Source organism: Leptolyngbya sp. AN10 (assembly GCF_050565645.1).
Taxonomy (GTDB): domain Bacteria; phylum Cyanobacteriota; class Cyanobacteriia; order Leptolyngbyales; family Leptolyngbyaceae; genus Leptolyngbya.
Genome location: NZ_JBNXVP010000002.1, coordinates 409,632 through 418,292, shown reverse-complemented (window position 1 = coordinate 418,292; position 8,661 = coordinate 409,632). Strand labels below are relative to the sequence as shown.

The following is an 8,661-nucleotide window of genomic DNA, read 5'->3' as shown; positions in this document are numbered from 1 at the left end:
ACGTCGTAGTCCGCCTGCCGCTTGTGCCTCCGAAAGTAAACGTGTTCGTTTAGAGCGGCGCATTCAGTTCTCTAAAATCACTACATTCTCATCTTGAGACTGCAAAAAGTTTTCTACATCACTAAGGTATGTTGGTGTTGATTTCTCTCAGACTGCTTTGAACTATGTGAAGCAGCATTTAGACCAGCCAGATCTGTCCCAGACCCAAATTCATCTACACCAGTGCAGCGCCACCGAGTGCCGAGAGATTGTGCCTTCCAACTGTGACACAATCATCATTAATTCGGTCGTTCAATACTTTCCGAGTATCAACTACCTCGTTCAAATTCTTGATGAAGCGATTCAGTGGGTAAGTCCCGGAGGAAGTATTTTTATTGGCGATGTCCGTAGTTACTCTCTGCTTTCTACATTTGCGGCTTCTATCGAACTACATCGAGCCAATGATGAAGAATCGATCGTGCAATTGCAGCAACGAATTACACAGCGATCGCAGCAGGAGGAAGAACTGACTATCGACCCTGAGTTTTTCTATGCCCTCCAACAAAGACTTCCTCAAATTCAGCAAGTCTCCATCAAGCTAAAGCGAGAACAGTTTGTTAATGAACTCACAAAGTTCCGTTATGATGTCGTCTTAAAAATTGGATTGCCTCTCACAACTGTGCCACCGGACAAGGTATTCGATTGGCGTGACCAAAACTTATCGCTTTCTAGTTTGAAGACATGGCTAAGTGAGACTGAACCTCAAACGCTCATCGTTCGTGGCATCCCCAATGCGCGAATTCTGTCAGATGTGAAGATTCTTGAGTATTTGTCAAGTTCAAACCGCCCTAAAACCGTAGGTGAACTCCGTCAAGCGATCGCACAACACTCAGAAGAGGGAATCAATCCCGAAGTGCTGTATAACTTGTGTGAACAGCTACCCTATGAAATTTCACTTTACTGGTCAGCGCAAAAGGGCTATTTTGATGCTTGCTTTGAGTCTCGATCGTCTCAATCAAAATTAGGCTCACCTGTTTCATCAACTCCTAAATCTTGGCAATCTTACGCTAATGCACCTTTGCAAAGCAGATTTTTACAGCGCTGCATTCCTCAACTGCGCTCCTATCTAAGAGGCAAGCTTCCGAGCTACATGGTTCCATCTGCGTTCGTGATGCTAGAGGCACTTCCGCTCACCCCGAATGGAAAAATTGATAGACGAGCGCTGCCCGCTCCTAATTCTGATCGTCCAGCCTTAGATGAGCTATTTGTTGCGCCTCGTACTCCTTTAGAGCACGAATTGGCTCAGATGTGGTCGATCGTGTTAGGCATGGCTGAAATTGGGGTAAATGATAATTTCTTTGAACTCGGTGGAGATTCACTACGCACAACACAGCTAATTTTTCAAGTTGAAAAGAACTATCAAGTGGTCGTGCCCTTGATGGAGTTTTTTCAGATTCCAACGATCGCAGGTCTAGCAAGCTTACTTCAGCGAATTCATTCAGATTCCACAACTCACACAGAGTTTATGAGTCTGAATCAGCTTCAACAAGAAGCTGATCTTGATCTCGTTATCGATTGCTCAAATACCCCAGTCTCCCGCCTTTCTCAATCCATCTTTCTAACAGGTGCGACAGGCTTCATTGGCTCATTTCTCCTGAAAGAGCTTTTGCATCAAACAGCAGCCACAATTTACTGCCTTGTCCGCGCCGAGACTATCACAGCCGCAAAACAAAAACTTGCTCGCGTCCTAAAACAAGCAAATGCGAATTTAGCAGAATGTGCTGAACGGATTGTGCTGATTTTGGGCGATCTAGCGCAACCGAGCTTAGGACTCACCGACGCTCAATTTCAGGAACTTGCAGATTCGATCGAGGTCATCTATCACAGTGGCGCAAATGTCCATTTACTCTATCCTTACACTGCACTACGATCGACGAACGTGCTGGGCACTCGCGAAATCCTGCGTCTAGCGAGCACAGGAAAAACAAAACCTGTTCACTACCTATCTACACTAGATGTCCTAGAATCGATCGCAACAACAGGCAAAACTGTCATCTACGAAACCGACAGCATTTCTCAAGGGAAAGGTATCGCAGGCGGTTATGCTCAGAGCAAATGGATCGCAGAGTGCTTGATGTCACAAGCAGCAGTGAGAGGCATTCCTGTTTGTATCTATCGACCTGGAACTGTTACAGGACACAGCAAGACAGGGCATTTTAATCCCCAGGATTGGCTCTGTTTACTGATGAAAAGCTTTATTCAGCTAGGATGTGCACCTGACTTAAATTTGACGATCGATGTCACACCTGTTGATTATATTAGCCAAGCGATCGCGCATCTATCCTTGCAAACTGAGTCTTATGACAAGACATTTCATCTCATCAATCCGCAATCCTTATCGCTAAGACAGTTGGTAGAAGAATTAAATCAACTTGGCTATTTGGTCCAAACAGTGCCCCACTCACAGTGGCAAGCTGCTTTGAAACTTGAATCTAACGCACTACAAGCTCTAGCACCAGTGATTGTCGAACCGATTTCAGACCATTGCACTCGTTTAGAACTGTGGCTGGCTGGTAATCAAGTCTTTGATTGTAGGAACACAATGGAGGGCTTGAAAGATTTCTCAAGGTCTTGTCCCAAAATCGATGCTCAGCTTCTTAGCGTTTACATCGATCGCTTTATTCAAGATGGCTTCCTCATTACTCCTGCTGTTGCTCAATTAAGGCATTAATCATGTCGAACTCTACTCAAACGCTCTCTGAAGCGAAAGCCTGCCTATCCCTAGCGATTCCACTGATTGCAGCTCAGCTTGCTCAATCGACAACTGCTTTTGTAGACACGATCATGATGGGTTGGTTAGGAAGTCACACGATCGCAGCAGGCGGTTTAGGGGCAACAACCTTCAACTACTGCTTACTAATCAGCACTTCAGTTCTGTCAGCGGTTAGCCCACTTGTTGCACAAGCTTATGGAGGAAATAGTCCAAAGGCGGTTCAGCGAATCGTTCAGCAGGGATTATGGTTGACTGTACTTTTCAGTGTTCCAATCATGCTGATACTGTGGCAGAGTCGATCGCTTCTGCTTTGGTTTGGTCAAGATGCTAACACGGTTGAAGTGACCGAAGTTTACCTGCGTCCGCTCACCTGGGGATTTTTCCCGGCACTCGCGATCTCAGTTCTTAAAAGCTTCATCTCAGCCATTTCACAGCCGCGCTTAGTTATGCTGATTACGCTGTTTGGCACATTGCTCAACATCGGAGGAAATTATGCTCTGATGTTTGGTAAGTTTGGCTTTCCAGAACTAGGACTTGCAGGGATTGGTTGGGCAAGTACACTCTCACTCTGGAGTATGCTGCTTGCTCTAGTTGTCTATGTTATTTGGAAGCCGCCTTTGACTGATACTTCTATTTTTCAAGGCTGTCAGCACCTGAACTTGCAGATCTTGCGAGAACTCCTGCGAGTTGGGCTTCCAATCGGCGGACTTATGGCTGTTGAAGCAGGGATCTTTACCATTATCACCCTTTTGATTGGGCATTTGGGAAATACCGCGCTTGCTGCTCATCAGATTGTGCAACAGCTTGGAGCCGTTTTAACCTATCAGATTGCGAATGGTATTGCTCTAGCGACAACTGTGCGCGTCGGACAACTATCAGGACAACAAGACCGATCAGGCATTCAACACGCGGGCAGAGTGGGAATCTGCATTTCTGGCATTTGTATGAGTGCATTTAGTCTGATGTTTTGGCTTATGCCTGATCCTTTCATCGCGTTTTACCTGGATACGAACGACCCAGCGAATCGTCAGGTGATGAGCTTGTCGAGACAACTGCTAGGAGTTGCGGCAGTGCTTCAAGTTGTCGATGGCATTCAAACTACAGCATCAGGCGCATTGCGAGGAGTGAGAGATACTCAAATTCCAATGATTGTTGGGTTTCTCGCTTACTGGTGCTGCGGTTTACCGATCGGAGCATTACTCGGAATGCGCTTTGAGTTAGGAGCGATCGGGTTTTGGTGGGGACTGGTGATCGGGTTAGCGATCGCAGCAATTGTTCTCGCTCGACGATTTGAGATCGTCGTCTCTCGCTCCAAGTCTTTGCATTTCTCTAATTTTCTTGAGCGTAATGCGTCAAATCACTGATCTTTTTTACAGTTCTAGACATCAGTTTTTATCTGAGGGAACCATACAATTACCAAGCATTACAGCAGTGTCTGTATTCAAAAACCGGAGTGAGTGCGATGATTGCCAGCAAGAAACATCCCCCTGTTCAGAGGTCGCCAAAAATTTCTCTAAGATTCATTCTCGTTGTTCCTTTTGTTTTGCAAATTTTTACAGCGGTCGGACTAACGGGATATTTTTCCTTGCGGAATGGTCAAAAAGCGGTCAACGATCTCGCGAGTCAATTGCGACGAGAAACCAGCGATCGCATTGATCAACACTTGGATAGTTATTTGCTCACTCCTCGCTTGATCACGCAGACTAATGCTGATTTGATTCAAATGGGCTTGCTAAATCCGAACGATTTGGAGAATATTGGGCGCAAGTTTTGGAAGCAAGCACAGTTGCACAAAGTGGGGTATGTGTTGTTTGGAAATACTCGCGGAGAATATGCGGGAGCAGGCTATCTATTCGGTGACGATCGCATTGTGGTGTCTGAACTTTCTCCGATTCGTTATGGCAACAACAATGTTTATGGCTATGAAGTTGATCACCAAGGTAAACGCCTCAAAGCGGCTCACCCTCCCACACCCTTCGACTTTCAGAAAGAAGGATGGTATTCAGAGCCACTCAAAGCAGGTCAACCTCGTTGGACTTCAATCTATGCGTGGGAGTTTCCGCCTTATACGCTCTCAATCTCCTATGCTCAACCTGTTTACGATGGATCAGGTAAGCTAATTGGTAGCGTTGGTACAGAGCAAAGCTTACTGCAAATCAGTGATTTTTTGCGCCAGTTGAAACTTGATTCCGCAGGGGTTGGAAGAACTTTCATCTTGGAGCGAGATGGCTCACTCGTTGGAAGTTCCAGTACACAGAAGCCCTATCTAGTTGAAAACGAAAAAGCAAAACGCTTAAAAGCAAATGAAATCGAAGATTCGTTGATTCAAGCAACAACAAAACACTTGACGACCCAATTCGGTCAGCTTCAATCAATTCAGGAAAGTCAGCAGCTTGAATTTTCAATAGATGGGCAGCGCCAGTTTGTGCAAGTTACACCTTGGAAAGATCCACAAGGGTTAGATTGGCTGGTCGTAGTCGCTGTTCCTGAATCTGCGTTTATGGGTCAGATCAATGCAAATACCCGCAACACGATTTGGCTTTGTGTCGGTGCTCTAGCTTTAGCAACGTTGTTGGGACTTTATACTTCGCGTTGGATTGCTCGCCCAATCTTGAAATTGACGAGAGCAAGCCAAGCGATCGCAGTTGGCGATCGCGATCAAACTGTCAGCATTCAGGGCATCTCCGAAATTGAGACGCTTGCAACCTCGTTCAACTCAATGGCAAAACAACTCAAATCCTCATTTGAGGAGCTAGAAGCTAGAGTCGAGGAACGCACTACGCAGTTAAGAGAAGCAAAGAACCAGGCGGATAGCGCAAACCAAGCAAAGAGCGAGTTTCTTGCTAATATGAGCCACGAGTTGAGAACACCGCTCAACGGCATCCTGGGCTATGCTCAAATCTTGTTGAGAGACAAAACGCTACATCCCAAACAATTAGATGGAGTCAGTATCATTCATCAGTGTGGATCGCACTTGTTGACCCTGATCAACGACATTTTGGATCTCTCGAAAATTGAAGCTCGTAAATTAGAACTGACTGACAAAGATTTTCATCTCTCCTCTTTTCTAACAGGCATCGTTGAGATTTGCCGCATCAAAGCAGAGCAAAAAGAAATCGCTTTTACCTATGAAGCATTAAACAAGCTACCACTCGCCATCTGTGCGGATGAGAAACGTTTGCGCCAGGTGTTAATCAATCTACTCGGCAACGCGATCAAGTTCACAGAAAAAGGTGGTGTCACTTTCAAGGTCGGCGTTCTCATTCAGAGCCATCGAGGTTGGGAACTTGATTCGCCAGCATCATCAAATGACGCTGTTCCCCCTGAGCTATCTGATACAAAGCGAGTCAAGCTGAGATTCCAGATCGAGGACACTGGCGTTGGCATGACTTCCGAACAACTCGAAAAAATCTTTCTTCCCTTTGAACAGGTGGGAAGTAAAGAGAAAATGTCCGAGGGAACGGGTTTAGGTCTAGCGATTAGTCAGCAGATTGTACAGATGATGGGCAGTGAACTTCAAGTTGAAAGCACGATCGCTGAAGGCAGTAAATTCTGGTTTGATGTTGGGCTACTAGAGTCCGATCAAGTGCTTGATTATATCGATGCCCAGTCAACCGATAACGTGGTTGGGTACGAAGGCGATCGCAAAAAGGTTCTCATCGTGGACGATCGCTGGGAGAACCGTTCTGTGATTCTCAATTTACTAGAACCGCTTGGATTTAGCATCTTAGAAGCCACAAACGGTCAAGAGGGCTTAGAAAAAACGGCTGAATGGGAACCGGATTTAATCATCACAGACTTAGCGATGCCTGTGATGGGAGGTTTAGAGATGGTGAAGCAGCTACAGCAGAACCCAAAACTTGCCCAAATTCCGATTATTGCTTCTTCTGCTAGTGTGTTTAACTTCGATCGTCAGCAAAGTCGTGATGCAGGCTGTCGTGATTTTTTGCCGAAACCTGTTCAGTCTGATGAACTATTAGAACAGCTTTGCACCTATTTAGGACTCTGTTGGATCTATGCTGAGGGAAGTGCTCCCCAAACAGCGCAAGCCAATTCTGATGAAGTACAGCAAGCCCAACCCCCGTTTGTTGTTCCACCAACTGATGCTTTGAAGCCGCTCTATCGGGCTGCTAAGATTGGCGATATTGAAACTGTAGAGCAGGAAATTCAGCAGCTTCAACAAGCGAGTGCAGACTATCAGCCTTATACCGTGAAGCTTGAGCATCTCGCTCATCAACTTAATCTGAAAGAGATTGTTCGCTTTATTAAGTTCTACACGCCTGAGATTTGACAATGAGTTCTTTTCAATCTAGTCTTGTTTTGATTGTTGATGATAATCCCAACAATACCAAAGTTTTGTTTGACATTCTGAAATCGGCTGGCTATCGGGTTCTGCTTGCACAAGATGGTGAAGCAGCGCTAGAAACGCTTGAGAGCGTTACACCGGATGCAATTCTGCTAGATGTGATGATGCCTGGGATCGATGGGTTTGAAACCTGTCGCCGCATTAAACAAATGCCGAATGTCGAGAGCGTGCCGATTATTTTCATGACTGCGCTTTCTGAAACCGAAGATAAAGTCAGAGGACTCAGTTTAGGTGCGGTTGATTACATTACGAAACCGTTTCAGCATGAAGAGGTGCTTGCTCGACTTGACACACATTTGCGACTTTATCGGTTGACTCAAGAATTACGGGATCTCAATGCACAGTTAGAGCATCGGGTTGCTGAACGCACTGCTGAGTTGAGTGAAGCATTGAATCAGCTCAAACAGTCTCAACTTCAGTTGGTCAACAGCGAAAAAATGTCAGCTTTAGGGCAACTGGTTGCAGGAGTTGCACATGAAATCAATAATCCGGTTGGCTTCATCCAGGGAAATCTCAAGCACGCAACTGAGGATTTTGAAGCCTTAATGGAACATTTGAGGCTTTATCAATCAGGTGCATCTTCAGAAACGATCGCGCAACACGAGAGTGAGATTGATCTAGCGTACCTAAGCACAGATTTGCCAAAACTGCTTCGATCGATGGAAGTTGGAATTGAGCGAATTGCTTCTACCAGCATTGCTTTAAGAATTTTTTCTCGGCTAGACAGCGCTGCTAAGACTGAGTTTGATATTCATGATGGTATCAATAGTACCTTGCTCATTTTGAAGCATCGACTAAAGGGAAACAGCGCTCGCCCTGAAATTGAGATAGTTCAGGAGTATGATCAGATCCCTCCAGTGGAGTGCCTACCGGGACAGTTGAATCAGGTTTTTATGAATCTGATTGCCAATGCGATCGATGCGATCGAAGAAAAGAGTCAGAAATATACCTACGAAGAGCTAACTGCTCATCCGAATCGAATTGTCATTCGGACCAGTCTTACTTCTGATGGGCAATGGGTCGCGATCCGAATTCGAGACAGCGGATGCGGCATTCCTGATGAGATGCAGCAGAAAATCTTTGAGTATCTATTTACAACGAAACCTGTTGGGAAAGGAACAGGGTTAGGGTTGTCTATTGCATGGCAGATTGTGGTTGACAAACATGGCGGGCGATTAGCTGTGAATTCTGCTGTTGGAGAAGGAACAGAATTTTTAGTTGAAATTCCGATTAAAGCCTAGGGTTATGCTTTGACCTGGACGGGGCGGCAAAAAGTCTGAGAAACGATTGCGATTGCAAAGTAGGAGCTTGTCAAAGCAATGCACCGATTTTATCTGGAGTCGATCGCGTTTTTCCTACTTAACTTAATCGCATTATCCAAACCGTTGAAGCAACTGTTCACGCGATAGTTGCAACAGGAGGGAAGGATAGGTTTCAGTCGGTAGTGTCAAAATCTAAGGAATAATTGAATTAAGATCTTGGTTCAAATCTCTGAGACGAGAGAAAGGTGAGCCTCTCTACCCTATCTTTTTGCGTCACAATC

General features: G+C 45.5%; 4 protein-coding genes and 1 pseudogene. All 5 read left to right on the top strand.

Annotation, left to right across the window (positions count from 1 at the left end):
- Positions 1 to 133: 133 nt before the first annotated feature.
- Positions 134 to 412, top strand: a pseudogene (locus tag ACQ4M5_RS04800) (methyltransferase domain-containing protein); the annotation flags it as partial.
- A gap of 717 nt (positions 413 to 1,129) precedes the next feature.
- The gene (locus ACQ4M5_RS04795) at positions 1,130 to 2,710 is read left to right on the top strand and encodes a thioester reductase domain-containing protein (protein ID WP_430674467.1); all 1,581 of its coding nucleotides are present in this window, start codon (positions 1,130 to 1,132) and stop codon (positions 2,708 to 2,710) included.
- Positions 2,711 to 2,712: 2 nt separating this feature from the next.
- Entirely contained in the window at positions 2,713 to 4,116 is a 1,404-nt protein-coding gene (locus ACQ4M5_RS04790) for an MATE family efflux transporter (protein WP_430674464.1), read from the top strand.
- 98 nt (positions 4,117 to 4,214) lie between these two features.
- Positions 4,215 to 7,043 carry a response regulator gene (locus ACQ4M5_RS04785; protein ID WP_430674463.1) on the top strand — a complete coding sequence of 943 codons (2,829 nt, stop codon included), beginning with the start codon at positions 4,215 to 4,217 and terminating at the stop codon, positions 7,041 to 7,043.
- A gap of 2 nt (positions 7,044 to 7,045) precedes the next feature.
- Positions 7,046 to 8,359 (top strand): hybrid sensor histidine kinase/response regulator, encoded by a 1,314-nt coding sequence (locus ACQ4M5_RS04780; RefSeq protein WP_430674462.1) that lies wholly within the window; start codon positions 7,046 to 7,048, stop codon positions 8,357 to 8,359.
- Positions 8,360 to 8,661: the final 302 nt, after the last annotated feature.

Excerpts from the sequence above, each read along its gene's own strand:
- ACQ4M5_RS04780 (WP_430674462.1), top strand. The coding sequence starts at position 7,046 with ATGAGTTCTTTTCAATCTAGTCTTGTTTTGATTGTTGATGATAATCCC.
- ACQ4M5_RS04790 (WP_430674464.1), top strand. The coding sequence starts at position 2,713 with ATGTCGAACTCTACTCAAACGCTCTCTGAAGCGAAAGCCTGCCTATCC.
- ACQ4M5_RS04785 (WP_430674463.1), top strand. The coding sequence starts at position 4,215 with ATGATTGCCAGCAAGAAACATCCCCCTGTTCAGAGGTCGCCAAAAATT.
- ACQ4M5_RS04795 (WP_430674467.1), top strand. The coding sequence starts at position 1,130 with ATGGTTCCATCTGCGTTCGTGATGCTAGAGGCACTTCCGCTCACCCCG.